Source organism: Actinomycetota bacterium, assembly GCA_004297305.1.
Taxonomy (GTDB): domain Bacteria; phylum Actinomycetota; class Actinomycetes; order S36-B12; family FW305-bin1; genus FW305-bin1.
In genome coordinates this window covers 130,428-156,922 of record SCTR01000008.1, presented here as the reverse complement: position 1 = coordinate 156,922, position 26,495 = coordinate 130,428, and the positions used below count along the sequence as shown (strand labels likewise).

Annotated in this window: 23 protein-coding genes and 3 pseudogenes; 18 read left to right on the top strand and 8 right to left on the bottom strand. The window is 68.2% G+C overall.

The genetic code is table 11. The features are described from left to right. The coding region (locus tag EPO13_08490) for a hypothetical protein (GenBank protein ID TAK69226.1) at nucleotides 1-807 on the top strand (807 nt) is incomplete at its 5' end. A 1,189-nt stretch (nucleotides 808-1,996) separates the two neighbouring features. Next, nucleotides 1,997-3,511 carry a leucyl aminopeptidase gene (locus EPO13_08485; GenBank protein ID TAK69225.1) on the top strand — a complete coding sequence of 505 codons (1,515 nt, stop codon included), beginning with the start codon at nucleotides 1,997-1,999 and terminating at the stop codon, nucleotides 3,509-3,511. A gap of 25 nt (nucleotides 3,512-3,536) precedes the next feature. Here the strand turns inward: EPO13_08485 and EPO13_08480 are convergent, their stop codons facing one another. Next, on the bottom strand, nucleotides 3,537-3,845 hold the full coding sequence (locus tag EPO13_08480) for an oxidoreductase (GenBank protein ID TAK69224.1): 309 nt from the start codon (nucleotides 3,843-3,845) through the stop codon (nucleotides 3,537-3,539). Between the two features lie 147 nt (nucleotides 3,846-3,992). Here EPO13_08480 and lpdA point away from each other — a divergent pair, with 147 nt between their 5' ends. From lpdA to EPO13_08465, 3 genes are all read left to right on the top strand, one after another. Continuing rightward, nucleotides 3,993-5,366 (top strand): dihydrolipoyl dehydrogenase, encoded by a 1,374-nt coding sequence (gene lpdA / locus EPO13_08475; protein ID TAK69223.1) that lies wholly within the window; start codon nucleotides 3,993-3,995, stop codon nucleotides 5,364-5,366. Nucleotides 5,367-5,416: 50 nt separating this feature from the next. Beyond that, the gene (gene sucB / locus EPO13_08470) at nucleotides 5,417-7,327 is read left to right on the top strand and encodes a 2-oxoglutarate dehydrogenase, E2 component, dihydrolipoamide succinyltransferase (GenBank protein ID TAK69222.1); all 1,911 of its coding nucleotides are present in this window, start codon (nucleotides 5,417-5,419) and stop codon (nucleotides 7,325-7,327) included. Between the two features lie 87 nt (nucleotides 7,328-7,414). Beyond that, the gene (locus EPO13_08465) at nucleotides 7,415-8,311 is read left to right on the top strand and encodes a TIGR01777 family protein (GenBank protein ID TAK69221.1); all 897 of its coding nucleotides are present in this window, start codon (nucleotides 7,415-7,417) and stop codon (nucleotides 8,309-8,311) included. A 22-nt stretch (nucleotides 8,312-8,333) separates the two neighbouring features. On the opposite strand, the gene EPO13_08460 is transcribed toward EPO13_08465, so the two are convergent. Further along, nucleotides 8,334-9,701 carry a hypothetical protein gene (locus EPO13_08460; GenBank protein ID TAK69220.1) on the bottom strand — a complete coding sequence of 456 codons (1,368 nt, stop codon included), beginning with the start codon at nucleotides 9,699-9,701 and terminating at the stop codon, nucleotides 8,334-8,336. A 142-nt stretch (nucleotides 9,702-9,843) separates the two neighbouring features. Between EPO13_08460 and EPO13_08455 the strand changes: the two genes are divergently transcribed. The 4 genes from EPO13_08455 (at nucleotide 9,844) to EPO13_08440 (ending at nucleotide 13,107) form a co-directional block, all read left to right on the top strand. Then, nucleotides 9,844-10,593, top strand: coding sequence for a peptidase E (locus EPO13_08455; GenBank protein TAK69219.1), 750 nt, complete (start codon nucleotides 9,844-9,846; stop codon nucleotides 10,591-10,593). A 10-nt stretch (nucleotides 10,594-10,603) separates the two neighbouring features. Next, nucleotides 10,604-11,443, top strand: coding sequence for a lipoyl(octanoyl) transferase LipB (lipB, locus tag EPO13_08450; GenBank protein ID TAK69218.1), 840 nt, complete (start codon nucleotides 10,604-10,606; stop codon nucleotides 11,441-11,443). A gap of 21 nt (nucleotides 11,444-11,464) precedes the next feature. Continuing rightward, the gene (gene lipA / locus EPO13_08445) at nucleotides 11,465-12,394 is read left to right on the top strand and encodes a lipoyl synthase (protein ID TAK69242.1); all 930 of its coding nucleotides are present in this window, start codon (nucleotides 11,465-11,467) and stop codon (nucleotides 12,392-12,394) included. A gap of 158 nt (nucleotides 12,395-12,552) precedes the next feature. After that, complete coding sequence (locus EPO13_08440; protein TAK69217.1) at nucleotides 12,553-13,107, top strand: hypothetical protein; 555 nt, start codon at nucleotides 12,553-12,555, stop codon at nucleotides 13,105-13,107. A 204-nt stretch (nucleotides 13,108-13,311) separates the two neighbouring features. On the opposite strand, the pseudogene EPO13_08435 reads toward EPO13_08440, so the two are convergent. Continuing rightward, nucleotides 13,312-13,821: pseudogene (locus tag EPO13_08435) on the bottom strand (hypothetical protein). Between the two features lie 273 nt (nucleotides 13,822-14,094). Here EPO13_08435 and EPO13_08430 point away from each other — a divergent pair. Then, on the top strand, nucleotides 14,095-14,775 hold the full coding sequence (locus EPO13_08430) for a DUF4191 domain-containing protein (GenBank protein TAK69216.1): 681 nt from the start codon (nucleotides 14,095-14,097) through the stop codon (nucleotides 14,773-14,775). Between the two features lie 150 nt (nucleotides 14,776-14,925). Here EPO13_08430 and EPO13_08425 read toward each other — a convergent pair whose 3' ends face one another. Next, nucleotides 14,926-15,543, bottom strand: coding sequence for a hypothetical protein (locus EPO13_08425; protein TAK69215.1), 618 nt, complete (start codon nucleotides 15,541-15,543; stop codon nucleotides 14,926-14,928). A 96-nt stretch (nucleotides 15,544-15,639) separates the two neighbouring features. Between EPO13_08425 and glnA the strand changes: the two genes are divergently transcribed. From glnA to EPO13_08410, 3 genes and pseudogenes are all read left to right on the top strand, one after another. Beyond that, entirely contained in the window at nucleotides 15,640-17,064 is a 1,425-nt protein-coding gene (glnA, locus tag EPO13_08420) for a type I glutamate--ammonia ligase (GenBank protein TAK69214.1), read from the top strand. A 535-nt stretch (nucleotides 17,065-17,599) separates the two neighbouring features. After that, complete coding sequence (locus EPO13_08415) at nucleotides 17,600-17,806, top strand: helix-turn-helix domain-containing protein (GenBank protein ID TAK69213.1); 207 nt, start codon at nucleotides 17,600-17,602, stop codon at nucleotides 17,804-17,806. After that, nucleotides 17,806-18,784: pseudogene (locus EPO13_08410) on the top strand (hypothetical protein). Before EPO13_08415 ends, EPO13_08410 begins: the two are co-directional and overlap by 1 nt. Before the next feature lie 9 nt (nucleotides 18,785-18,793). Here EPO13_08410 and EPO13_08405 read toward each other — a convergent pair. Then, a complete protein-coding gene (locus EPO13_08405) occupies nucleotides 18,794-20,635 on the bottom strand; it encodes a DUF4209 domain-containing protein (protein ID TAK69212.1) in 1,842 nt (613 codons plus the stop codon). 190 nt (nucleotides 20,636-20,825) lie between these two features. On the opposite strand from EPO13_08405, the pseudogene EPO13_08400 reads away from it, so the two are divergent. Continuing rightward, a pseudogene (locus EPO13_08400) lies at nucleotides 20,826-20,972 on the top strand (transposase). 106 nt (nucleotides 20,973-21,078) lie between these two features. On the opposite strand, the gene EPO13_08395 reads toward EPO13_08400, so the two are convergent. From EPO13_08395 to EPO13_08385, 3 genes are all read right to left on the bottom strand, one after another. Then, the gene (locus EPO13_08395) at nucleotides 21,079-22,326 is read right to left on the bottom strand and encodes a Fic family protein (protein TAK69211.1); all 1,248 of its coding nucleotides are present in this window, start codon (nucleotides 22,324-22,326) and stop codon (nucleotides 21,079-21,081) included. A 140-nt stretch (nucleotides 22,327-22,466) separates the two neighbouring features. Further along, complete coding sequence (locus tag EPO13_08390) at nucleotides 22,467-22,862, bottom strand: putative toxin-antitoxin system toxin component, PIN family (protein TAK69210.1); 396 nt, start codon at nucleotides 22,860-22,862, stop codon at nucleotides 22,467-22,469. Further along, nucleotides 22,862-23,113, bottom strand: a complete 252-nt coding sequence (locus EPO13_08385; protein ID TAK69209.1) for an AbrB/MazE/SpoVT family DNA-binding domain-containing protein — start codon at nucleotides 23,111-23,113, stop codon at nucleotides 22,862-22,864. The genes EPO13_08390 and EPO13_08385 overlap by 1 nt, the downstream gene beginning before the upstream one ends. A 137-nt stretch (nucleotides 23,114-23,250) precedes the next feature. Here EPO13_08385 and EPO13_08380 point away from each other — a divergent pair, with 137 nt between their 5' ends. From EPO13_08380 to EPO13_08365, 4 genes are all read left to right on the top strand, one after another. Further along, on the top strand, nucleotides 23,251-23,373 hold the full coding sequence (locus tag EPO13_08380; protein ID TAK69208.1) for a hypothetical protein: 123 nt from the start codon (nucleotides 23,251-23,253) through the stop codon (nucleotides 23,371-23,373). Nucleotides 23,374-23,386: 13 nt separating this feature from the next. Then, nucleotides 23,387-23,692 (top strand): addiction module antidote protein, HigA family, encoded by a 306-nt coding sequence (gene higA, locus EPO13_08375; protein TAK69207.1) that lies wholly within the window; start codon nucleotides 23,387-23,389, stop codon nucleotides 23,690-23,692. Nucleotides 23,693-23,860: 168 nt separating this feature from the next. Beyond that, nucleotides 23,861-25,315 (top strand): SAM-dependent DNA methyltransferase, encoded by a 1,455-nt coding sequence (locus EPO13_08370; GenBank protein TAK69206.1) that lies wholly within the window; start codon nucleotides 23,861-23,863, stop codon nucleotides 25,313-25,315. Then, nucleotides 25,312-26,493 (top strand): restriction endonuclease subunit S, encoded by a 1,182-nt coding sequence (locus tag EPO13_08365; GenBank protein TAK69205.1) that lies wholly within the window; start codon nucleotides 25,312-25,314, stop codon nucleotides 26,491-26,493. Before EPO13_08370 ends, EPO13_08365 begins: the two co-directional genes overlap by 4 nt. Nucleotides 26,494-26,495 lie beyond the last annotated feature (2 nt).

Below are 26,495 nucleotides of genomic sequence, written 5' to 3'. Positions count from 1 at the left end.
GGACTCACCCTCATGGGCGCCCGCCTCTACAACCCGACCACCGGCCGATTCCAATCCACCGACCCCGTCCACGGCGGCAACGCCAACACCTACACCTACCCGGTCAACCCCATCACCATGAACGACCTCAACGGCCAATGGTTCGATTGCGACTGGTGCCGCACAGCCCTTGCCGTGACGGCAGTCGCTGCCGGCGTCGTCGGCGCGATCGCATGTGGCGCTAGCGTGGTCTGTGGTGTCGCGGTCGGCGCGGCCGCAGGCCTCGGCTACTACGCAGCCCACAATGCTGGGACCTCATCCTGGAGCTGGGGCGGTGCAGCCACGGCGACGGGGTTCGGAGCGGTCGGAGGTTTGGGACGCTACGGACTGGGCGCACTTGGGGGACGATCGCTGTACAGCAGCAGATACATGGGGCACCAATCGCAACTCTTTGGACGAAAATACACCTCAGGCATCCAAGGGTCGATGAACCAGGGTCGCCTTCGAACTGGTTGGGGTTGGAAGGGACCAGAGAAAACGGAACAAACGTCTTCAGAACAAGCTGGTCGTCACCAGGAAATAGGAAGTCTTCGAATCATATCGATTGGATGTGGTGGTGATGGACGACGTCGACGCCGTCCAACGACGTCTGGTCGAGTTGTTGAGTCGTCAGCCCGGGGGCGTGATCGCGTGCTCAGTCGAGCTGGCTGGCTTGGGCGCTGGCGTACAGCCGACCGTGCCTGGCATCGAGGTTCACGGTCCAGACTCGGCAGCCATGCGAGTATGGGTCGAAGATCAGGAAACCCTCTACTACTCGATTTCGACTGAAGGATATGAGACCGAGCTCCAAGAACTTCACTATCCCACCCATCAGCACATACTTGCGCGGCTGGCGACAGCCGTCGCCCAGGGACGAATTAAGGTGGAGAGAAGGCTTCTCCGAGGACTTCGTCGCGAGATTTTCATAGGACCACCGGCAAATGTGTTCGTTCGAGCGCATCGCTCAGCATCCGACGGTCAATGTAGCTAAATCTGCGCCCTGTCCGGGTGCCAAAGCCAGATGTTAGTGAGCACAGTGCGAGCCGGTTGGCCGAGGACGCCCGAGTTGCTTTCTCAGAACCGATCGGAGAGTATGATCGTCTTGACGCCTGCTAGACGAACGGGGAGCAGGTCGGGAACACGTCGATGTTGCTCACAGGTCTTGCGGGATAGCAGCGGGACTCGTCCTTCTCATACGATGCCCGCCTCGACTAGACGAGCCCTTCTCCATGTCTCTCTCGCCTATGCGATGTGCGCCGACAACGTCTTGCGTACCGGCACGTTCGCGGCGAGTCTCCTGGGTGTTGTCTGGAGAGTCTGGGACACAGCGGTATTGGCTCCTTTGGCGAGCATTGCGTCACCACCACTACCGACCGACTACGCATTGCTGCTCGTCGGCGGCGGACTCACCCACCCCCACCTCAGGCAGGAAGAGCCAGAAACCGTTAGGACGATGTGCAGTGTTGATCCATACTTGCTGCCGTGACCGTACCGTTCGAGACTCAACCCGTTCGAGTAGTCAGTGATCGAGCGGGCGGCCAATGGACCGTTCGAGTGCTGCGTGCAGGCGCGGTTGATCCGCCGGCCCCATTCTTTATCGGCGGTGGATACCTTTTGAAGATGATTCTGCGCCGGCTGCCGTACTGGTTAGGCCGGCGTCATGATCGACGAGTGATTGTCAATCCGGGCCGAGAGATGGCAGGCGGAAGGTATCGAGAACCAGTTCTCGATGAATGGTATGAAAACCAGGATTCAGCGGTACGCCGCGCCGAGGAGTTGTGCGCTCGCCTGGAGCACGGCCAACCCCTCCAGTAGCCGGGACGTGTTCCCGCAGCCAGCCTGTTGGAGTTGAGGACTGCTGGCGGTTGAGTTGAACGTCTCGTACCCCTTGGCCAAGACGTGGCGTCTGCAGGATCAAGGCCAACTAGGCTCCGACCGGTCGCTTGCGACCGACACGTTCCTCTGCCTCGGGAGTCCCATGCCCACGCTCGCCGTTTCTGCCGCCGATGCCGCGTCGCTGCGGGTCGACGCCTACGTCGTCGGCATCCACGGTGACGGCAGCGGGGCGGTCACGCTGGCCGCGCCGTACGCCGGACTCACCGCCGCCGGTCGTCGGCGGCTGCTGGCCGCGGTGGCCGCCGTCGGCGCCAAGCCCGCGGTCGGCGAGGTCACTCGGCTACCGGGAGAAGGCATCACCGCTGCACCGCTCGTCGTCGCCACCGGCCTCGGCCCGGCACCGGGCGGCCGCCGCGGCGTCGAACTCGAAACGCTGCGCCGCGGCGCTGGGGCGGCCACGCGAGCCCTGGCCGGAATCCGTCGCGTCGGCCTGAGCCTGCCGGCCCGCACCGCCGAGGAAGTGGAAGCCGTCGCCCAGGGCGGCGCGTTGGGCGCGTACTCCTTCACCACTTTCCGTGCCGACACCGCTTCGGCCGTCCCGCCCCCGGTCCGGGCCATCACCGTCGTGGTGGCCGACGCGAGGGCCCGTGAGCTCCGCAGTGCGGTATCGCACGCCCAGGCGGTCACGGACGCAGTCCACCTCGCCCGCGATCTGGTCAACACTCCCCCGTCGCACCTGCATCCGGTCGAGCTCGCGGCCGCCGCGGTTGCCGCCGCAGAAGGCCTGCCGCTGCAGGTGGAGGTGCTCGATCAGCGGGCCCTCGCCCGGGCCGGTTTCGGCGGGATCCTCGCGGTGGGGCAGGGCTCGGCCAATCCACCGCGGCTGGTCCGCCTGGCCTACCGCCACCCCAAGGCGACCCGGCACCTGGCACTGATCGGCAAGGGCATCACCTTCGACTCCGGCGGCTTGTCCCTCAAACCCCCGGCCGGCATGGAATGGATGAAGGCGGACATGGGTGGCGCCGCGGCCGTGGTCGGCGCGATGAAAGCCATTGCGACCCTCGGCCTGCAGGTCAACGTCACCGGCTGGGTTCCCTCCGCGGAGAACATGCCGAGCGGGACCGCCCAGCGCCCGAGCGACGTCATCACGATCTACGGCGGCCGGACCGTCGAGGTCCTCAACACCGACGCCGAAGGCCGCCTGATCCTCGCCGACGCCCTGGTCCGCGCCGCGGAGGACGAGCCCGACGTCATCGTCGACGCCGCCACGCTGACCGGCGCGCAGTTGGTCGCCCTGGGCGCCCGGACAGCCGGCGTGATGAGCCCGAGCGACGAGGTACGAACTGCCGTGGTCGACGCCGCCGGCCGTGCCGGCGAGGCGATGTGGCCGATGCCGCTGCCGGAGGACCTGCGCTCGTCACTGGACTCCGCGGTCGCCGACATCGCCAACATCGGCGACCGCAACGGCGGCATGCTCAGCGCCGGACTGTTCCTGCGGGAATTCGTCGCGGCCGACCAGCCCTGGGCGCACCTGGACATCGCCGGACCGGCCTGGAACGAAGGACAGCCGTACGGCTACACGCCCAAGGGCGGGACAGGCGCGGCGGTCCGCACGTTCGTCCAGCTCGCGGAAGACGTCGCCGCCGGGCGGCTGTAACCGGCTGCCGCCGAAGGCAATCCGCTCAGCGCTGGCGGCTGTTCCACTCCCGCATCCGCTGCGGATAGCCGACGACGGCTGCCTCGTAACACGGCACGCCCCAACGTTCGGCGAGCCGTCGTGCCTCCTGCGGTCCGTCGACGCGGCGGCGGGTCCACTCGCCGTCGTACGCGATGAGGACCAGCGTGGTCTGCGTCGTGGCGGTCTGGGGCTCGACGTACGCCTCGACTCCACGCCGGGACCGGGCGAACCGGTCGAGATGATCGACATCCTCCCGGGTGGCAGCCCGGTCGAGCGAGGCTCCCCCGCGGGAGCGGCGGCTGAACAGTCGCATGATCCCTCCTGCATGACACCGTAGCCGGGGGAAGTGCAAGGATGGGCGAGCCCGTGAACGCCCGCGCCACGACGGACACCCAGTGGCTGTCGTGCCGACGTGACGGCACCGGTGGACCGACGGCAGACGCGATTCAGGAGTGCCGCTGTGACCGACAGCTCGTTCGACCTCGTCGTCCTCGGCGGCGGCAGCGGTGGCTATGCGGCGGCGTTGCGCGCCGCCGAACTCGGCCAGTCCGTCGCGTTGATCGAGAAGGGCAAGCTCGGCGGGACCTGCCTGCACAACGGCTGCATCCCGACCAAGGCGCTGCTGCACGCCGCGGAAGTGGCCGACTCGGCACGTGACAGCGAGTCGTACGGCGTGCGCGCCACCTTCGAGGGCATCGACCTGGGCAAGGTCAACTCGTACCGCGACGGGGTCGTCGCCCGGCTCTATAAGGGCCTGCAGGGCTTGGTGAAGTCGCGATCGATCACGTACGTCGAAGGCGAAGGCCGGCTCGTCTCGCCGACCACCGTCGCGGTCGGGACCGACACCTACACCGGCAGCAACGTCGTGCTGGCCACCGGCTCGGTGCCGCGGACGCTGCCCGGCCTGCAGATCGGCGGCCGCGTGATCACGTCCGACCAGGCGCTGCAACTGGAATGGGTTCCCGACCGGGTCGTGGTCCTCGGCGGCGGCGTGATCGGTGTCGAGTTCGCCAGCGTATGGCGCTCCTTCGGTGCCGAGGTGACCATCGTCGAGGCGCTGCCGCACTTGGTACCCAACGAGGACGAGGCCGCCTCGAAGGCCCTCGAACGCGCGTTCCGCCGCCGTGGCATCGCGTTCCACCTCGGGACGCGCTTCAGCGGCGTCACGCAGGACGACGCCGGAGTCGTCGTGTCCCTGGAGGACGGCACGAGCCTGTCCGCCGACCTGCTGCTCGTCGCGGTGGGCCGCGGGCCCAACGCGACCGGCATGGGGTACGAGGAGGTCGGGGTCACGACGGACCGCGGCTTCGTGCTCACCGACGACCGGTTGCGTACCAACGTCCCCGGCGTGTGGGCGGTCGGCGACATCGTGCCCGGCCTGCAGCTGGCGCATCGCGGCTTCGCGCAGGGGATCTTCGTGGCCGAGCAGATCGCCGGCCTGGCACCCCGGGTCATCGACGAGCGGGGCATTCCCCGCGTCACCTACTGCGAGCCCGAGGTCGCGTCCGTCGGCCTGACCGAGGCGCAGGCCCGTGCCGAGCACGGGGACGCCGTGCAGACGTACGAATACAACCTGGGCGGCAACGGCAAGTCGCAGATCCTCGGGACGACCGGCTTCGTGAAGCTGGTCCGCCTCGCCGACGGCCCGGTCATCGGTGTCCACATGGTCGGCACGCGGATGGGTGAGCAGGTCGGCGAGGCCCAGCTGATCTACGCCTGGGAGGCCTACCCCGAGGATGTCGCGGCACTCATCCACGCGCATCCGACGCAGAGCGAGGCCATCGGCGAGGCCCATCTCGCCTTGGCAGGCAAGCCGTTACACGCCCACTCCTGAGCGACCACCGCCTCAGGACACCGTTCGACCCAGAGGAGCACGGAGCAACCATGTCGGTGTCGGTCACCATGCCCCAGCTCGGCGAGAGCGTCACCGAAGGCACCGTCACCCGGTGGCTCAAGCAGGTCGGTGACACCGTGACCGCCGACGAGCCGCTGCTCGAAGTTTCCACCGACAAGGTCGACACCGAGATTCCGGCGCCGAGTTCCGGTGTGCTGCTGTCCATTGCGGCCGCCGAGGACGAGGTCGTCGCCGTCGGGGCGCCGCTCGCCGTGATCGGCGACGCGTCGGAGGCCAACGGCAACGGCGCGGCAGCTCCGGCCCAGGCAGCGCCAGCCCAGGCAGCGGCTCCCGCAGCTCCCGCAGCTCCCGCGCCGACAGCCCCGGCCGCGGCCCCGGCACCCGCGGCTCCCCCCGCACCGGCCCCGTCCGCGCCGGCCATGTCCGCACCTGCCCCGTCCGCACCTGCCCCGTCCGCACCGGCCGTGTCCACCACGGCCGCGCCCCCCGCGTCCGCGCCGGCGGCCTCCGGAGGCGCCGGGATCGCGGTGGTCCTGCCCGCGCTCGGCGAGTCGGTGACCGAGGGAACGGTCACCCGGTGGCTGAAGAACGTCGGCGATGCCGTCGCCGCGGACGAGCCGCTGCTCGAGGTATCCACCGACAAGGTCGACACCGAGATCCCGGCACCCGTCGGCGGCGTCCTGTTGTCGATCGCCGTCGGCGAGGATGCGGTGGCCCAGGTGGGCGCCGAGCTGGGCCGCATCGGCGAGCCCGGTGCCGCGCCGGCCGCTCCTGCTCCGGCCGCTCCGGCTGCCCCCACTCCCGCCCCGGCCGCTCCCACGCCCCCGCCCGCGCCGCCCGCACCGGTCGCAGCTCCCGCTGCGGCCACGCCGGCCCCGGTCCCGGCCGCGCCGGCCGCTGCTCCGGCGCCCCAGAACGCGGCGCCCCAGAACGGCACACCCCAGAACGCCGCGCCGCAGCCGGCGACCGCCACGCCGGGCGACGCCGCTCCTGGTCCCGCCGCCCCCGGGGATGCGCCGTACCTGACCCCGATCGTGCGCCGGCTCGCTGCCGAGAGCGGCATCGACCTGACCACGGTCACGGGGACCGGCGTGGGTGGCCGCATCCGCAAGTCCGACATCCAGGCCGCGGTCGAGGCGAAGGCCCAGGCGGAGGCGGCACGAGCCCAGGCCCCTGCCGCGGCACCGTCACCAAGCCCCGCAGCGGCGGCGAGCCCGTTGCGAGGCCGTACCGAACCGTTGAGCCGGCTGCGCAAGGTCATCGCTGACCGGATGGTCGAGTCGCTGCACGTGTCCGCGCAGCTGACCACCGTCGTCGAGGTCGACGTCACCCGCATCGGGCTGCTGCGGGCCCGGCGTAAGGCCGACTTCGCGGCCCGCGAAGGCGTTAAGCTGTCGTACCTGCCGTTCTTCGCGAAGGCCACCGTCGAGGCGCTCAAGCACTACCCGCAGCTCAACGCGAGCCTGGACACCGCGGCAGGGACCGTCACCTACCACGAGTCCGAGCACCTCGGCGTGGCCGTCGACACCGAACGTGGGCTGCTCGTGCCGGTCATCCGCGATGCCGGTGACCTCAACATCGCCGGCCTCGCCCGCAAGATCGCCGACCTCGCGGAGCGGACCCGCAACAACAAGGTCTCCCCCGACGACCTGTCCGGTGGCACGTTCACGCTGACCAACACCGGCAGCCGCGGGGCGCTGCTCGACACCCCGATCATCAACCAGCCGCAGGTCGCCATCCTCGGCACCGGCGCGGTGGTCAAGCGGGCGGTCGTCGTCACCGACGACACCGGAGCCGACGTGATCGCCGTGCGGTCCATGGCGTACCTCGCCCTGACCTACGACCACCGGCTCGTCGACGGTGCCGACGCGGCGCGGTTCCTGACCGCGATCAAGACCCGGCTCGAGGACGGCAGTTTCGACGCCGAGCTCGGCTCGTAGCACGGCCGAACTCGACTCACAGCGACGCCGAGATCGGTCTAGAGCGCCGGAGTCGCCGGTGAGCCGCGGACCAGCGAGGCTGTGCCGGTGAAGGTCGTCATCAGCGGTGCATCGGGACTGATCGGATCGGCGCTGGTGGCGTCGCTGGCCGCCGACGGGCACGAGGTCGTCCGGCTGGTACGCCGTACTCCGGCGGCGCCGGACGAGGCGCGGTGGGACCCGGCCGGCGGCACCGTGGACAGCGCGGCGCTGCGTGACTGTGACGCGGTGGTTCACCTCGCCGGGGCCGGCGTCGGCGATCACCGCTGGACGCCGGCGTACCGGCAGGAGATCCGCGCCTCGCGGGTCGACGGGACGACCACCCTGGCCACCGCCGTGGCACAGCTGGACCGGCCGCCGCAAGTCTTCGTCAGCGCTTCGGCCATCGGCGTGTACGGCGACACCGGCTCACGCACGGTCGACGAGACCGCCCCGGCGGCCGACGGCTTCCTTCCCGAGGTCGTGCAAGCCTGGGAAGCGGCCGCCGACCCGGCGCGGGCAGCTGGCATCCGGACGGTGCATCCCCGATCCGGGCTGGTGCTGAGCCGCCATGGCGGCGCCCTCGGCCGGATGCTGCCGATCGCCCGGCTGGGACTGCTGGGACCGCTCGGCGGCGGCCGGCAGTACTGGTCGTACATCTCCCGGCGGGACGAGGTGGCCGCGCTCCGGTTCCTCATCGATACCCCGGGCCTGGCCGGGCCGGTGAACCTCACCGCGCCCCACCCGGCCACCAACGCCGAGGTGACGCGCGCGCTCGGCGCACTGCTGCGGCGCCCGGCCGTCCTGCCGGTGCCGGCGTTCGCGCTCCGAGTGGTGCTGGGCGGATTCAGCGACGAGGTTCTCGGGAGTCGGCGAGTCGTCCCGGATCGCTTGGAGCGCAGCGGATTTCAGTGGTCTGACGGCAGCCTCGAACAGGCCCTCGCCAGCGGCATCGGCGAGAACTGAGCGCGCCCGAAGCCCGGTCCCGTCAGCCAGCCGCGACCGCCGACGTACGCCAGCCCTGGTCAGTCCGCGTCAGCGACACCAGCCAACTCCGCGGACCCGAGGCCGGATGGTGGCCGACCACGGCGCCGGCCCGGTCGATCACGTCGTAGGCGGCGCGGACGTCGTTCACCCGCAACACGACGCTCGCCGCCGTACCCGAGACCACCGCGACCTCGGAGACCGTGGTGGTCACGCCGGGCGCTCGCCAGCCGTTGGCCGCCAACGTGCGCACCGCGTCGGCGTCGGCAACCCACGCCGCACTGCCCGGCACGTCCGCCCCCTCCAGCGCCCCCTCGTCCGCCGACCGCCACGCCGCCTCGCGGGCCCGGTCGATCTCGGCGAGGACGTCGACCCAGGCGACCGTCGCCGGCTCGAACGCGGCGGGCACTCCGGTCACCGGGGCCGCCACCGGGGGTGCGATCCCCGCCGGGATCGTCACGTCGTCGAACGAATGGGCCACCACCCGGTCTGCCGGTCGCAGGTTCCACGCCCAGAGTGCGGCCGCAGCAGCCGGCAGCAGAACGGCCGCCGCCAGGACGGCCACCGTCAGCCGGCTGGGCCCGGGGCCCGAACGCGACGCCGGGCGATGCCGGCGTGTGCGCAGCACCGCCACTGCCCCCGTCTCTGCCACCGGCGCCGGTGTCGCTGTCCCCGCCGCTGCGGGTGCCCCCGATGGTCGCGCGGCCGCTGGTCCCGGTGGCGCCCCTGTCGGCGCCTTCACTGATCCCTCCGCCGGTGCCGCTGACTCCGCTGGTATCGATGCCGAGATCCGCGCGCCGCTGGTCGCGGACCCGGCGCCCGCCCCGTCCGCGACCTGATCGATGATCTCGACGCTCGCGTCGTCGATGGTGTCGTCGATGGCCGCCCGCAGCTCCCGGACAGCAGCAAGGTCCTGCGCTGCAACGGGTTTCGGGTCAACTCCCCATCGAGTACCGGTCGCGGTCAGCACGCCGCGACCAGCCACGGTGACCAGCACCGTGACGTCGTCGACGTCGCCGTGAGCGAGGCCCGCCGCGTGCAAGGCGCGCACGGCGGCTTCGACGTCGGCCAGCACCTGCCGGCGCTGCCGCGCGGTCAGTGCCGAGCTGGCCGCAGCCCACGGTCGCGCGTCGACCGGTTCCTCGTGGACCAGCGCGAGCGCACGTGGCCCCGCCCCCCGCACGGCGACCAGCGGAGCGAGGCTCTCGGCGCTGACCGCACCCAACCGGGCCAGCTCGCGGCGCAACTGGTCACGCGCCGGCAGCCCGTCCGCGTGCGAAGCGACGCGGGTGACCCCGGTCGTCCCCACGCCGGCACGTCCAGGCCGGTCCAGGGGCGTGGGCGCGTCGCGTGGATCCAGTGGCAGATCCATGCCGCGCATGGTGCCGTGTCCGGTCTTCGGGCGCGACAGGCGGTCCACAGGACGGCAGCCACAGCTACCGGCACGGCCGCCTCAGCCGCGCTCACTACGATCCGGCCGGAACGCGTGGCGAACCGCAACGAAAGGAAGCGCGATGCCGGTACGGCGCATCCTGGCGACCAGCGGAGGACTGCTGCCGACCGATCGCTGGGGCGTGGCCCGCCCGGGCGATCTGTTGTTGGAGGCGTTGCGGCTGACCGGAGCGGACCGACCCCGGGTGTGCCTGCTCGCCACGGCGACCGGGGACGACGCGCCGTCGCTGCTACGGGCCTACCACGCGCTCGGCAGCCTCTCGTGCGACGTCACCCACCTCGCCCTGTTCCCGCAGCCGAACGCCGACATCGCCGAACGGCTCGGCAGCGCCGACCTGGTCTGGGTCGGCGGCGGCAGCGTGGCGAATCTGCTGGCCGTCTGGCGCTGCCACGGCGTCGACGGGCACCTCACCGCGGCCTGGGAAGCCGGCACCGTCCTGGCCGGCGTGAGCGCGGGGTCGATCTGCTGGCACGTCGGCGGCCCGACGGATTCGTTCGGTCCGGTGTTGCAGCCGGTGAGCAACGGCCTGGCCCTGCTGCCGTACGGCAACGGCGTCCACTACGACAGCGAGCCGCAACGGCGACCGCTGCTGGCGCGCCTGGTGGCGACCGGTGCGCTGCCGACGTCGTACGCCACCGACGACCGGATCGGGATCCTCTACGAAGGCACCGAGGCGGTGCGGGTGCTGGCCGACCTCGACGTCGATCCGGTGAGCGGGCCGGCGGCGTACCGGGTCGAGCGAGTCGGGCCGGGCGACAGCATCGAGACGAGGCTTCCGGTCGGTCGGATCGGCTCGCCGGCAGCCACTTAGGCTGAGCCGCATGACCGAGGCAGTGCGTGTCCGGCGGTGGGGACTGCCCGCAGAGCGCATCCCGTACGACGTCGCCCTGGCCGAACAGCTGCGGCTGCACGAGGCGGTGGTCGAGGGCTCGGAACCGTCGACAGTGCTCCTGCTGGAACACCCCCCGGTGTACACCGCGGGCCGCCGTACCGAACCGGACGCCCGCCCGGCGGACGGGACACCGGTGATCGACGTGGACCGTGGCGGCAGCATCACCTGGCACGGCCCCGGGCAACTGGTCGGCTACCCGATCGTCCTGCTGCCACAACCGGTCGACGTCGTCGCGCACGTCCGGCGGATGGAAGAGGTCATCCTGCGCAGCTGCGCCGAGTTGGGCCTGGCAGCGACCCGGATCAAGGGACGCAGCGGCGTGTGGTTCCCCGCCGACTCCCCCGCGCAGGGGACCCGGCCGGAACGCAAGGTGGCCGCCGTCGGTGTCCGCGTCGCGCGCGGGGTCACCAAACACGGCTTCGCACTGAACTGCGACTGCGACCTGGCCTGGTTCGACCGCATCGTGCCGTGCGGACTGGCCGATGCCGGGGTGACATCCCTGTCAGCCGAACTCGGCCGGCGGGTCACCGTCGAGGAGGCCGCAGCTGTCGTCGAACGCCACCTGGCCGAGGTGTTCGACGCCGTCGTCCCGGGCCGGCCACTCCCGACGGCTGCCGAGCCGGCGGCTGCCGAGCAGGCGGCAGCGGTACGGGCGACCGCGGCACGGGCGGCAGCGGTACAGGCGCCCGCGGTACTGACGCCCGCCGGACCGGTAGCGGGGCTGGCGGAGACGCTGCCGGCCGCGTTGGCCTCCTCAGCCCCGGCGTAGGCTCCTCGCGTGGATCAGCCGGTGGAGCCCGACGGGCGAAAGCTGTTGCGGCTCGAAGTGCGCAATGCCGCTGTACCGATCGAACGCAAGCCGTCGTGGATCAAGACGCGACTGCGGACCGGCCCGCAGTACGCCGCGGTCAGCGCCCTGGTGAAGTCCGAGGGACTGCACACCGTCTGCCAGGAAGCGGGCTGCCCCAACATCTACGAATGCTGGGAGGACCGCGAGGCCACCTTCCTCATCGGTGGACAGCAGTGCACGCGACGCTGCGACTTCTGCCAGATCGACACCGGCCGGCCCTCGCCGCTGGACCGCGACGAGCCACGCCGGGTCGCCGAATCGGTCGTCACCATGGGTTTGCGGTACGCCACGGTCACCGGGGTCGCCCGTGACGACCTGCCCGATCAAGGCGCGTGGCTGTACGCGCAGACCGTTCGGGAGATCCATGACGCCGTGCCCGGCTGCGGCGTCGAGGTGCTCATTCCGGACTTCGGTGGCCAGCCGGAGCTGCTGGCGCAGGTGTTCGCGGCGGCACCGCAGGTCCTGGCGCACAACCTGGAGACCGTGCCGCGCATCTTCAAGCGGATCCGCCCGGCGTTCCGGTATGAGCGTTCGCTCGACGTCCTGACGCAGGCCCGGCAGGCCGGCCTGGTCACCAAGTCGAACCTCATCCTCGGCCTCGGCGAGACGCGCGCGGAAGTGACTGCGGCACTTCATGATCTGTACGACGCCGGCTGCGACCTGGTGACCATCACGCAATACCTGCGTCCCACCCCGCGGCACCACCCGGTCGAGCGGTGGGTACGGCCGGAGGAGTTCGTGGAGCTGGCCGAAGAGGCCGAGCGCATCGGGTTCGCCGGGGTCCTGTCGGGGCCCCTGGTGCGCTCGTCGTACCGGGCCGGCCGGCTGTACGACCAAGCCGTCGCCCACCGTCGCGCTGCCACCGCCTGAACGACCCCGCGGCCCCGAGGTCACGGCGCCGGTCGGCGCATCGTTTCGGCGTTGGTGCCGTCGTTTCGGCTGACGCCGGCTCGGCCCGCCTCGTTTCGGGCGACGCCGGGTCGGGTACGTCGCCGGACACACCATCCCCTCGGAAAGGACGTGCCGCTGTGTCCGGACAGGGCTTGTTCACCGAATCGCGGCTCGAGGAGTTCCTGCAGGGGAAACTGGCCCTTGCCGAGCAAACCGTCGCGACCTGGCAGCTGCCGGAGCTGGACTCCGACCTCGCCAGGCTGGCCGCCGAGACCCGCGTCGCCACCATCGTGCTGCATCGCGAGAGCCCCGAGTGGACGACCACCGACCATGACGACGGCTCAGTGAGCATCACCGCCGCCGTACCGTTCGACGGCAGCCCGACGTTGTTGGGATATGCGGCACCCGAGGACCGGGACGCGGACCCAGTCGACGCCGTCGTGGACGGTCATCAGGTGCTGCTGCAGACGGAGGTGCCTGCCTCGACCGCGGAGTTGGACCGCGCGCTGGTTGCCCGCCACGAGGTCGAATCGCGGCTGGACGTCATCGAGGCACGGCTGGCCCGCCTGAACGCTGCCTGTGCGCGCTTCAACGATGGTGTGACGACCAGGCTGCAGCAGGCGGCCGACGCTCGCCGCCTGGAACTGCTGCCGCAGGTTGCCTTGGACGACGAACTGTCCGGGCCCGTCTGACGCCGACCCGGATCGGCACGTCCTGGGCATCGGACCTCGGGTCACGAGGGAAGAGGCATCGGACCTCGGGTCACGAGGGAAGAGGCATCGGACCTCGGGTCACGAGGGAAGAAGGTGCTTCACGTCGGGGAGGTGACCCTTCGCGTCGTGGACGAGGGACGGGATGTTCGGCACGTGATCGGTGAGCGTCTGCCGGAACTGCTGCAGCGGCCGCTGCTGTTCGCCCTGCTGTGCACCGAGTACGACGATCGCTCCGGTGAGTGCTGGCGTGATCCATTGCAGGACTTGCAGTTGCCGCTGGGCGGCGGCGACCCTGGCGCTGGTCGACTGGCCCGGCTCGGTGGCGCCAGAGGATGACTGCGGCGGCTCGGCGAGGATCGTGCGGCCGAGGTAGGCGCCGTACGCGGATACGCCGAGAGCGGCCGCGGTGACCACCGTCTTCACGACCGTGCCGCGGGCTACCGCGGGCTGGCGCTGCACCCTGCCGCGGTTCTTGGCCAGGATCAGCGCACCGCCGACGAGGTGCGCGCCGATGGCGGCGGCGTTGACCGGCGCCCAGCGTGCCCAGCCCCGAGCGGCGAGCTGAGTGCGCTCGGCCGGTTGCGCGTCGGCGGCCGCACCGTTCAGCCCGACAGCACCCATGAGCGAACCACCGAACCAGGCCGCAGCTCCCAGATCGTGCAGCGCCCGGGCAAGCGTTTGGCGATCAGACATCAAAGGCTCCATTCAATTGGTGTGCAAGGCAAAGCAGCACCCGGACGACCTGTTGGCCTTGCCACGTCACGGCACGCATAACTGCCTGCCTCCGACGGCTTGTTGGGCTTGCTCTGCACGAGGAATTGCCCACGTCTCGGATCGCGACAAGCGACGGCCCGAACCATGCCCCCCGACTACCCGTCTGGCGCGACCTCAACCCTGTGCGGCCACCGAAACTCGACCGGGCCGCTCGCGTGCCTGGCCGTCGCGGCGACGACCTAGGCTGCCGCTATGTCGCAGACCGCAGCAGGGCCACCGCAGGGCCGATTCGCCCAGATCCGTGAGAACTTCCGGATGACCCGGCAGGTGGATCCGCTCATCGGCTGGATCATGCTGGCCTGGTTCATCGGTGTCGCGGCCGTGATCAGCGTGGTCATCGGGCTGCTGCTGAACTGGCCGACCGGCATCCTTATCGGCATCCCGTTCGGCATCGTCGCCGCGATGTGGATCTTCAGCCGGCGCGGGATGCGCGCGGCGTACCGCCAGATCGAGGGTCAACCCGGCGCAGCGGCGGCGGTCGCGAAGTCGATGCGCGGCGGTTGGTTCGTCGCCCCCGGCGTTGCGGTCACCAAGGCCCAGGACGTTGCCCACCGCGTGGTCGGCCGCCCGGGCGTGATCTTGCTGTCGGAGGGGCCGCCCAGCCGGGTCGGCACGCTGCTGGCCAACGAGCGCCGCAAGACGGCACGGTTCGTCACCGACATCCCCATCTACGAGATCCAGGTGGGCGATCAGACCGGCCAGGTGCCGCTGACCAAACTGACCCGGCACCTGATGAAGCTGCCCAAGGCTCTGCGACCGGGCGAGGTCACCGAGGTACGGCGACGCCTCGAAGCGCTGACCACGTCTCCCGCGCCGATCCCGAAGGGGCCGATGCCCAAGAACGTGCGGATGCCGAAGGGCCCCCGCGGCTGACCCTCGCGCGTGACCCTCGCGACGCCGCAAGGCCGGCGGTCTGCTCGGCCGGTGAGCCGGTGAGCCGCTGGGCCGGTGATCTGCTGGCTGGCGGGCTGTTGGGCCGGCGAGCCCTGGCTGTTGGGCCGGCGAGCCCTGGCTGCTGGGCCGTCAGGCGGAGCGGACGACGACGCTGGCGGCGGCGCGGTCGTGCAGGCCGCGGCCGTCCCGGTCGTACACCACCGGGGGGACGACCAGGCAGACCAGGATCGTGCGCGCGACGACCGGGATGAGCTCGAGGCGGCCGAGGCCGGCGCGATCCGGCAGCAGCCGGACGACCCGGACACCGACGATCCGCTGACCGAAGGACGACCCGGTCAGCCAGGTCAGGACGGCGACCTCCAGCGCGAAGACGCCGAGCGTCGCCAGCGACAGGTCCGGGCTGCCCCACGCCAGCCGGAAGGCGAGCATGGCGACCAGCATCGAAGCGAACCAGTCGATGAACAGCGCGGCGATCCGGCGGCCGAAGCCGGCGACCGACCCCGGCCCGGCCGGCGGCAAGCCGAGGCGCTCGCCGCGGTACGCCTGCTCTCCCCCGCTCCCAGCAGTCGCCCCGGACGCCGTGGGGCGGTCGCGCTCGGTGCCGGTCACAGCGGCCACGCTAACCCGCCGCGGCGGCGCAGACCCGTCCCGGGGGTGACGTCCCGGACGACGCCGCGTAGGTTCAGCCTGCCCGCCGGCCGCGTGCGCCGGGCGGACGGCGTAACCCTGCGGAAACAACGGAGTCATGGCTGGGAAATCCGGCCGACCTAGCTTCGGTGGCCGACGGCTGGGAGGCCGCGACCGTACCCGTCCTCGGCGACGCCGGGGGCACGAGGAGGATGGATGTTCTCGAACGCCGACGAGGCGCTGAAGTTCATCAAGGACGAGGGCGTCAAGCTCGTCGACGTCCGGTTCTGTGACCTGCCTGGCGTCATGCAGCATTTCAACGTGCCGGTGGGCTCGTTCAAGAGCTCGGCCCTGGACGACGGGCTGATGTTCGACGGCTCGTCGATCCGCGGTTTCGCCGCGATCGACAAGTCCGACATGAAGCTGGTGCCGGACCTGGCCACGGCGTACGTCGACCCCTTCCGCAAGGAGAAGACGCTCAACATCAACTTCGCGATCACCGATCCGCGCACCGACGAGCCGTTCTCGCGTGACCCGCGCGGCGTGGCGACGAAGGCCGAGGCGTACCTGGCCAGCACCGGCATCGCCGACACCGCGTACTTCGCGCCCGAGGCGGAGTTCTACATCTTCGACGACGTGCGGTTCGAGACCCGGCAGAACGCCGGCTACTACTACGTCGACTCCATCGAAGGCGCCTGGAACACCGGGCGCATCGAGGAGGGGGGCAACCTCGGCGGCAAGACGCCGTACAAGGGTGGCTACTTCCCGGTGCCGCCGGTCGACCACTACGCCGACCTGCGCGACGAGATGGTCATGACGCTGGAGGCGGTTGGCCTCGAGGTGGAGCGTTCGCACCACGAGGTCGGGACAGCGGGACAGGCGGAGATCAACTACAAGTTCAACACGTTGAAGCACGCGGCCGACGAGGTCATGCTGTTCAAGTACGTGATCAAGAACGTCGCCCGTGCCAACGGCAAGACCGTGACGTTCATGCCGAAGCCGCTGTTCGGCGACAACGGATCCGGCATGCACGTGCACCAGTCGCTGTGGAACGCCGGCCAGCCGCTGTTCTACGACGAGACCGGGTACGGCGGCCTCTCCGACCTCGCCCGGTGGTACATCGGCGGCCTGCTCAAGCACGCGCCGTCGCTGCTGGCGTTCACCAACCCGACGGTGAACAGCTACCACCGACTGGTTCCCGGGTTCGAGGCGCCGGTCAACCTGGTGTACAGCGCCGGCAACCGCTCGGCGTGCATCCGGGTGCCGATCACCGGGACCAACCCGAAGGCCAAGCGGATCGAGTTCCGCTGCCCGGACCCGTCCAGCAACCCGTACCTCGCGTTCGCCGCGTGCATGATGGCCGGCCTCGACGGCATCAAGAACAAGATCGAGCCGGCCGCCCCGGTCGACAAGGACCTCTACGAGCTCCCGCCGGACGAGGCCGCGTCGATCCCCCAGGTCCCGGGCTCGCTCGGCGAGGTCATCGACAACCTCGAGGCCGACCACGACTTCCTCACCGAGGGCAACGTGTTCACCCCCGACCTGATCGAGACCTGGATCGACTACAAGCGCACCAAGGAGATCCTGCCGGTGTCGGTCCGCCCGCACCCGCACGAGTTCGAGTTGTACTACGACATCTGACAGACGTCGTAACCCCGAAGGGGCCTCTGACCTGCACGTTGCAGCGTCAGAGGCCCCTTCGCATGGGCTCCAGAGGCCCAAGTGACGCAGAAGGTGCGTCGTCCAGGACGGCCCTCGACACCTTCGGCCAGCTCTGACCGGCTTCGCGGGACAGTGGGAGACCTGACGACTCGCTGCTCAGTCGCCTTGGGCTCGACATCAAGGTCGTCCAGGAGCGGATCCGACGGGACAGGGACGACACACCACGCGCCGCGGTGGTCGCGGCCGTCTGCGAGGAATGCCGCCGCCTAGTGCCAGCCCCGCCGATCGCGCGACACGGCCATCGGCATGAGTCATAGCTCGGCGACCTCCTCAATGGCTAACAGAGCGTCGATACACAACAGGCAAGGGGTGATCGGTCATCGTTAGCTCGTGGACGTCACGTGGGCCCTACTCCTTATGGCCGAGCGCACTGCCGATCGGCCCACCAAGACGACAAGGAGATATCAGCATAAACAGGCAAAGAACGGCCTCGGTCGGCACTAAGGTTCGGAGGGTGCTCGAGCCCTGGGTGTCTGCTGACGCGATCGCCGAGCATCTCGGCGTCACCAAGGACAGCATCTACACCTGGATCGTCAAGAAGGACATGCCGGCCCACCGGGTGGGACGCCTGTGGAAGTTCAAGGTCAGCGAGGTCGACGAGTGGGTCCGCAGTAGCGCCGCCGACGAGACCGCGAGGCCTTCGAAGAAGGGGGAGTACTGATGGAGATTATCGACAACCTCAACAGGCTCCTCGGTGACGACATCAAGGTCACCCTGACTAGTGGCTTCCAAGGTCCGGATCGCGTCGACGTTCTCGATCTACGCCTTCGAGGCGCTCCGCAAGGAGCTGGAAGGCGTGAAAGAACTGGAGTTCATCTTCACGGCTCCGACATTCGTCGCCAGCCAGGCAACGGACAAAGTGAGAAAAGAGCGCCGAGAGTTCTACATCCCGCAGACCAAGCGCGAGTCGAGCCTCTATGGCTCCGAGTTCGAGATCCGGCTGCGAAACCAGCTCACCCAACGGGCGATCGCCCGGGAGTGTGCGGACTGGATCACGCGCAAGGTCACCTTCAAGTCCAACAAGACCGGCGCTCCGATGCAGCAGTTCGCCGTCGTCGACGACCGTGCCGCCTAGATGCCGCTTCAGGGCTTCACCTCTGCCGATCTCGGCTACGAGCGCGGAGACGCGGTCTCCAACCTCGTCAACAAGATCGATGAGGCACCGCTCGCCTCTGCCTACCTCCAAACCTTCGATCAGATCTGGACGAGCCCCGAGCAGGTCGAGGACGTCACCCAGCTCGTCCACGAACACGTCGCGAGCGTGTACGCCGAGAACAGCCCCGAGCAGATCTACTTCCTGATCCTGTACAACCTCTTCTCGGAGTTCCTCGAGGACATCAGCGAGGACGTGCTGCCCGACGACCTGACCGGGTGGCGGGACTCGGAGATCTGGAAGAAGCTCTACAACTTCCAACGCGATGCGGCCGTGGGCATCATCAACAAGCTGGAGACGTACAACGGCTGCATGCTGGCCGACAGCGTCGGCCTCGGGAAGACGTTCACTGCGCTCGCGGTGATCAAGTACTACGAGAGCCGCAACAAGTCCGTCCTCGTGCTCGTGGACGGGAAACAGCCTTCGCAGTTTCAAGACTTCATCGTCAAACTGCGGTCGGCCTACGACGGCACTTCTAAAAATTGAGCGTCGCTGCTAATCGCCGGCGTTCGAGCCGTCCGGTGGGGTCGTCGACCACTGCGACAGCACCATCAGCACATGCAGGGCCAAGGCCGCGTCCTCCAGTGACGCGCCGTTCATCAGTCCGTGCGCTGACCGGTTCCGGAGGTTCAGGCCGGTGCGCTCGGTCAGCAGCACGGCGAAGTAGCGGCGATGCTGTTCAGGCACGCGGCCTTCCAGCAGTCCGAGGAGTTCACCGAGACCCTTGTAGGCGCCAAGGGACTTTCCGTCCAGACTCGGCTCGCGAAACACCGCGAGCCCGAGCGTGCGCGCGACGTGCCGCACCACGCGCTCGATGCGCACGAGCAGCATGTGCAGGGCAGCCTCATGGTCGCCGACCTGCATGAAGTCGTACGCCTTGGCGATCCCAGCAGCAAGTTCGGCATCGATGAACTCGCCCACGACTTGCGCGCCGAGATCGGTCGAGGAGAGGCGTCCTTCGTCATGCAGCCGCCGGAAGACGAGTCCGAGCATGCTGCCCCAGAAGGACACCGCGAGGCTGTGGTGCCTCGTCAGGGCATGATCGAACTTCTGCTCATCAGTGATGATGTGGGCGATGGGCGTCCCATCGTCGTTTGTGACAACCGTCGAGAACAGGTGCTGGAGGGGGAACTCCTGCATCTGGTCCCGGACAGTCTGTTTGTCGGCCGCCACATCCGTGACCGGGCTGTGCGCCGCCAGGCGCTGGAGCGTCTCTTCCGGGCCTGATGTCTCGACAAAGCCCCCTACGAATCCCTCGATGACCTCCGACGGGATCGTGACGTCGCTGGCAACCTTCTCCATTCCCAACTCGTCCGCACTACGCGGCTGTTGAAGAAGGAGACGGAGCTCGTTGGCCATATCGACGAGGCCTTCGTTCCGGGCCAGCTCCAAGGCACGTTCGAGGTGGGAGAGACCGACCAGACCACCGCGCTCGTCGGCAACCGCGCGCCACATGTTGACGGCCTCGGCGGCGACGCGCTTACGCTCCCGAACATCGCCCGCGGCCCGTTGCATCTCGAGCAACATCAGTGACTCGAGGATGAACGGATCGCTGGCGTAGCGGTCACGCGCCACGCGGATGAGCTCATCGACGTCAGGAGGCTGCCGCGATTCTGGAAGCCCGGCGAGCGCCTCGATCATGGGCAGCGAGACGCCTGGTGCCCACTCCTCATCCACGAGCGTCTCGTGCACCGCGGCGACCATGTCCGAAGCGGTGTCACGAACGAGAACAGCGTCGCCAAGCTCGCTTGCGATCTCGAGGGCACGCACCAAGGCGTCGGATCGGTGCACCGACGCCAACCCCTTCTCGCTCCACAGTCGGCGGAACGCCGCCTGGGCTGCCCTCGCGCTAAGGTCCGGCCGCGGCTTGGCCTTGACGCACCACAGGAGATCCCCCACGCGCGCGACGACAACATCACTCGAGCCGAAGAGCTGCATCGCGTCGGACCAGGCCAGCTCCGTGTCTGGAGCGACCTCGGACAACGGCTCCGGGTACGCGTAGCCATCGCCACTCGTGAACATGGGGGCATACAAGTCATCAGCCGCTGCTTTCGGGCTGGACTGATGGCGCTGCACGTAGTCGAGCGCCCGCAGGAACGACTTCACATGGTCGGGCAACTGCTCAGGCAGCCTCGCCCTCATCCGGCTCGACAGCTCGTAGACTTCACCACCCTCAGCGATCGCCTCCGCTATCGTGGCGACGAGGTCCGTGGCCCACTCGAAGTTCAGCCCAGGGTTGTTGTCCTTCTCCTCCACGCGACCATCGTCCTCGGCAGGACCGACAAATGCCGCAGTGATACCGCAGGAGATCCGTTCGAGGCCGAATTCAGCCGTCACGAGCCACCAACCAAGGACCACGTTTGCACAGGTCAACGGCACTTTTCGCTTCCGGCCGTCATGAGCCAACACCGGCCAGATCGTTCGAGTCGTACTACGACATCTGACAGACGTCGTAACCCCGAAGGGGCCTCTGACCTGCACGTTTGCAGCGTCAGGGGCCCCTTCGCATGACCCGATTGGGGCCAGACCGGGCCAGAACGGCGTCCGGGAGCGTGCTTTCGAGTCGCTGAAGGACGAGCGGCTCTACCGCGAGCCCATCGACGACGCCCTCGACCTGGTCCGCGAGGCCGAGGCCTACCCGGTCGAGTTCAACACCATCCGACCCCACGAGGCCTGTCCTGGCACCGCCCCATCGACGTCCACCAAGGCCGCGCCGACCCCACCGTCATCACCGTTTCCCGAACCCGAAACCCTGCCACTTCCTTGACGCGGGACATGAGTTAGTACCCGCGACGTCCAACGCGTTCGGCGAAGGCGTCCAGTGCGTCGATGACGTCCTGGGCGATCCAGACGCGGTTGCGCCGGTTGCCGCTGGTGCGCTTGAGGATCTCGGCGTCCTCCAACTGCTCGACGGCTCGCTGTGCCGCCGACAGAGCGACACCCGTCGCGGATTCGACGTGGGCGACATTGACCGCGGGCTGGTTCAGCAGGTGTGGAAGCAGGCGTCGCGCCGCGGAACCGCGCCGAGCGGGGAGTTTCTCGCTCCACTCTTCGTAGACCTGCTCAAGATGGTTCACGAGCGCCCGCCCGTTGCCTATCGCACGGAACGAAGCATTGATGAACTGTCGGATGATCGTCTCGACGTATCCCTCGCGGTAGTCCGTCAGCGCGTGGAAGTAGGCCGACGTGTCGGTCAACAGGCCGGCAGAGACCGGGACCGTCAGTGTGCGTGTGACACCCGAGTGCCGCAGCATCGCGTGCACAAGGGTGCGCCCGATGCGGCCGTTGCCGTCGTTGAAGGGGTGGATCGTCTCGAACTGCGCGTGCGCGATGGCGACCTGCACCAACACGGGCAGGTCGACGCGGTGGACGTAAGCGACGAGGTCATCGAGAGCAGCAGGAACCCGTGATTGATGCGGCGGCACGAAGGACGCCGTGTGCGGGCTCAATGCGTTGCTACCGATCCAGACCTGCTGGTCACGAAGTCGACCAGGAGCGGCATGGGCATGCCGGTCGAGCAACGCCTGGTGGGCAGCAAGGATCGTGTCGACGCTGATGCTGTCGGCCAACTCGACGGCGCGCTGCATGGCAGTGACATTCGCCGTCACCAGTTGCGCGTTCGGCCCAGCCTCCGCATCGATGGCAGCCATCGCCAGCGCGCGAGCACCAGCTGTCACTCCCTCGATCTCTGACGACGAGGCCGACTCGGTGCGCAGGAGCACTGACGCCAATGGTGCGAGCTCGGTGGACGCGTCGTCGCCTTCGCGGGCGGCACGCCTATGGGCGATTGCACTGATCTCGGCATCGAAGCGGGCGATCTCGCGTACGGCGTCCTCGGCCTCGGCCTGGAGTCCCACGTCGACCTGTAGCGTGGATTCGGCGACGGCAACGGGCATGGCCGCTTGATACGGGCCACGAGCCGAGAGTTGCTGGCGGCGCGAGACAGAGTGATCTGGTTCGCGGTCCCAAGGATGGGTTTCCCAGCTGACCACGAACTCGGGATGCAACTCGCCTCGGCCTAGGTTCACAGCGCGATCTTACACCACTTTATGATAGTAAGATGGTGTAACGAGCCAGGGATCAACGTGATGCTCAGGCCGCATACTCCCTGGACGCCCTTGTTCACCCCTGGCTTGTTACATGAGTGGTACATGAAGCCGCCGCTATCTCAGGTCGACCGGACGTAAGCCTCGACGAAAGCGCGAGCGGTCAGGATGAGGGGCGTCTCGATGTTCAGCGTGAGGAAGTGCTTGTCCCCGGTGACGATCACGTCGACGGCAGATGCTGTGGCAGCGTCGAGGATCGGCTGATCGTCGGGATCCGAGATTGCCACGGCTGTGTCGCCAGGACTGACCAACTCGTAGTCGATGGAGGACAAGAACCTCTCCAGCGCCGGAACCAGATCGGGGCGCTTGCGTCCCACGACCTCCCTCAGCTCAGCGATGACCCATTCGGTGCGAACCAGCCGATGCTCTTGCAGCACAACCTCGACAACGGTCGACGGCGTCGAGGACCGAAAGAGCAGCGCCGAGATGATGATGTTGGTGTCGAGCAGGACCCGCATCACGCTCGGCCGCGGGACTCAGCGACGAGCGCGTCGACGTCCGACTCACCGCTCACGCCGAAGTCGGCCGCTGCGCCGGCGAACGCAGCCTGGGTGTCCATGAGTGCCGAGACGCTGGCCTTGGCGACTACCACCTCACCATTCGGCTTCTCGAGGAACAGAACCTTGTCGCCCGGCGCCAAGTGCAGCCGACGGCGCACCTCAGCCGGGACAGTGATTTGTCCGTTGGCGGAGAGCTTCGCAAGGTTCATGACTACTCGATTCTTGAGGTCTACAGAATCCTTGAGATCAGCCTACGCCCACTGTCGGCCGCGCAGGCTCTCGCTCGGCCCCGCATCTCCTGCTCCTTCGCCCAGGCAACAGCCTGCGGGCGAGGCCCGGCAATCGCATGGAGAAGCTGGTCGGCGACCGTGCGGGGCAGCACTCGATCCGCATCAACGACCAATACCGAATCTGCTTCGTCTGGACCGACAACGGCGCGGACGACGTCGAGATCACCGACTATCACTGAGAGGAGACCGATCATGGCTGAGACGACCAAGGCACACGACCCGATCACTCCCGGGGAGATCCTGCTGACCGAGTTCCTCGAGCCGCTGGGCATCACGCAGTACCGCCTCGCCCAGGCGACCGGACTCTCCCAGACCCGGATCAGTGAGATCGTGCGCGGCAAGCGAGCGATCACCACCGACACCGCGCTGCGGCTCTCGAAGGCCCTCGGCGTCGACGAGCGCTTCTGGATCAACATCCAGACCGACTACGACCTTGAGGTCGAGCGCGACCTGCACGGCGCCGAACTGGCCAAGGTGACGGCGCTGGTGGCGCGCTAAGAGTCGGCCACCGAAGGCCCCCGTGCCCGACAGGCCGAGCGGAGAAGCCGTCACGTCGCGGCGAAATGTCGGACCCTTCGGCCATCCTGGACCGCTGCGCGGACAGCCCGGGCGGCAGGAGGCGCCCATGTCCGCGATTGACGACGCATCCTCACTAGAGTCTCCGCTGTGATAACCGGGGAGCTGAAGAGCAAGATCGACCGCGTCTGGGACGCCTTCTGGTCCGGCGGCATCAGCAACCCGCTCGAAGTGATCGAGCAGATCACCTATCTGCTGTTCATCCGCCGCCTCGACGACCTGCAGACCCGCGCGGAGAAGAAGGCTCGAACGACCCGCAGTGCGATCGAGGACCCGGTCTTCCTCGACGGTCAGGCGCACCTGCGCTGGAGCCAGCTCAAGAACGCCTCTCCTGAGGTGATGCACAAGACCATCGCCGGCGAGGTCTTCCCGTTCCTGCGCGGGTTGGGTGACGGCACGACGTACAGCGAGCACATGAAGGACGCACGCTTCACCATCCCGACCCCAGCACTGCTGTCCAAAGTCGTCGACATGCTCGACGACATCCCAATGGCCGACCGAGACACCAACGGGGACCTGTACGAGTACCTGCTCTCCAAGATCGCCTCAGCCGGAGTCAACGGCCAGTTCCGGACGCCGCGTCACATCATCGACCTGATGGTCAAGATGACCGCGCCGCGGCCGGCGGACGAGATCTGCGATCCTGCCTGCGGCACGGCCGGATTCCTGGTGGCAGCGAGCGAGTACGTTCGCGCGACCCACGCCGACGCGCTCATCGATGCCAAGCAGCGGGGGCATTTCCACCGCTCGATGTTCCACGGGTACGACTTCGACTCGACGATGCTGCGCATCGGCAGCATGAACATGCTGTTGCACGGCATCGAGTCCCCCGACATCCGCTACCGCGACTCGTTGTCCGAGGGAGCGAGCGAGGACGCCGAGAAGTACTCCCTTATTCTCGCCAACCCACCCTTCGCGGGATCGCTCGACTACGAGTCCACCAGCAAGGACCTCCAGCGGGTCGTCAAGACCAAAAAGACCGAGCTGCTGTTCCTCGCGCTCTTCCTGAAGCTGCTCAAGCCCGGCGGCCGAGCCGCGGTCATCGTCCCCGATGGCGTGCTCTTCGGGTCCAGCACGGCGCACAAGACACTGCGCAGGATCCTGGTCGAGGAGCAGAAGCTCGACGCTGTGGTGAAGTTGCCCAGCGGTGTCTTTCGGCCGTACGCCGGCGTCTCGACGGCCATCTTGTTCTTCACCAAGACGAACTCCGGTGGGACCGAGGACGTCTGGTTCTACGACGTACGGGCCGACGGATTCTCCCTCGACGACAAGCGGAACCCGATCGAGGCGAACGACCTACCCAACGTGCTCGCCCGCTGGAAGAAGCTGTCTGCGGAGAAGGGCCGTGCCCGTACCGAGCAGAGCTTCCTCGTCCCTAAGGCCGACATCGTCGCCCAGAGCTATGACCTGTCGCTGAACCGCTACAAGGAGATTGTCCACGACGATATCGAGCACCGCGCCCCGCTAGACATCATCGCCGACATCGAAAACCTGGAGGACGAAATCGCTAAGGGTATCGCTGGGTTGAAGGCGATGCTGTCGTGAGCAGTCTCAGCGATGTGCTTACGACGCGTTCCGCCGGTTACTGGGGAGTCGAAGCTGGCGGCGCGGAAGTGGACGCCAAGGCGATCCGAAACGGCGATGTCGGCACATCAGGTGAGTTGCGCTGGCGCGCGTTGCCCTGGCGTGGCTACACGGCTAGGGAGTTCACGAAAGCGCGCGTCCACGCTGGCGACATCGTGCTCACCACCTCAGGCAACTGTGGAAACGTCGCCTACGTAGGCATCGAGCCCGAAGATCCGACGGTAGCGACTAACTTCGTCCGGGTTCTGAGAACAGATCCGACAGTGACGGACTCGAGATATGTCTTCCACTTCTTGCGTACACCCACATTCGCCTCCGCCATCGCACCATTCGTGCGCGGTGCCACGATCAAGAACCTTGCAGTGGAGAGCGCATTTGCAGCGATCAACATCCCGCTCCCGCCCCTCTCTGAACAGCGCCGCGTCGCCGCGATACTCGACCACGCCGAAGCCATCTGCACCAAGCGCCGCCAAGTCCTCGCCCATCTCGACTCGCTCACGGGAGCCGTGTTTCAGGAGATGTTCAGGGATGCTCCAGGTACGACGCCGATGTCGGCTGTCGTGGAGGAGTTTCGATATGGGACGTCGAATAAGTCAGGTGACTCTGGATATCCGGCCCTTCGCATCCCCAACGTCGTCGGAGGGGCAATCGACACCGACGAGATCAAGACTGTCCTAGTCGAACCCGCCGAGTTGCGAAGGCTCACACTTCGGGAAGGTGACCTGCTGTTCGTCCGGACGAACGGCAATCAGGACAACGTCGGTCGCAGTGCGATCTTCTCGGAGGCAGCCGTCAAGTCCGCAGGTTTCGAAGACCTGCCGTGGATCTATGCGTCATACCTGATTCGAGCCAGGCTGTCAGACGAAATTGAGCCGCAGTTCGTCGCTGGGTATTTGGCAACCCCGGCGGGTCGGGAGCAACTTCGCGAGCGCTCGAAAACGTCTGCTGGCCAGTACAACATCAACACCGAGGCGCTGGGGTCGATCCGACTGCCAACGGCCCCCCCCGCGGCCCAGCAGGAGTTCGCTAGCCGCGTCGATGTCATCGAGGAGAAGCGCAAGCAGGTCTCTGCGGCAGGTTCAGCAGACGCAGAGCTGTTCGCCTCCCTTCAGTCCCACGCCTTCCGAGGGGAGTTGTGACC